Origin of the sequence: Faecalibacterium sp. DFI.5.82 (assembly GCF_029076575.1) — a bacterium.
Classification (GTDB): Bacteria; Bacillota; Clostridia; order Oscillospirales; family Ruminococcaceae; genus Faecalibacterium; species Faecalibacterium duncaniae.
The window spans coordinates 1-297 of the sequence record NZ_JARFIS010000867.1; the positions used below are offsets into that span (position 1 = coordinate 1).

Annotated in this window: 1 protein-coding gene; it reads left to right on the forward strand. The window is 64.0% G+C overall.

Features of this window, described 5'->3' with window-relative positions; all coding sequences use genetic code 11:
• A partial coding sequence (locus tag P0G09_RS19270; protein ID WP_275253476.1) for a HAMP domain-containing protein occupies positions 1-297 on the forward strand: 297 nt, incomplete at both ends.

Below are 297 nucleotides of genomic sequence, written 5' to 3' on the forward strand. Positions count from 1 at the left end.
CACCAAGCCCCTGCGCCAGCTTTCGGGCGCGGCCCGGCAGGTGGCACAGGGCGATTATGCCGTTCAGGTGGAGACCAACCGCCGGGACGAACTGGGCGACTTGGCGCAGGAGATCAACCACATGGCCAAGGAAGTCCAGCACGCGGCTCAGATGCAGCGTGACCTGCTGGCGAATGTCTCCCACGACCTGCGCACTCCGCTGACCCTCATCAAGGGATATGCGGAGACGGTGCGGGACATCACCGGCGATGACAAGGCCCACCGGGACGAGCAGATGAACATCATCGTGGATGAGGA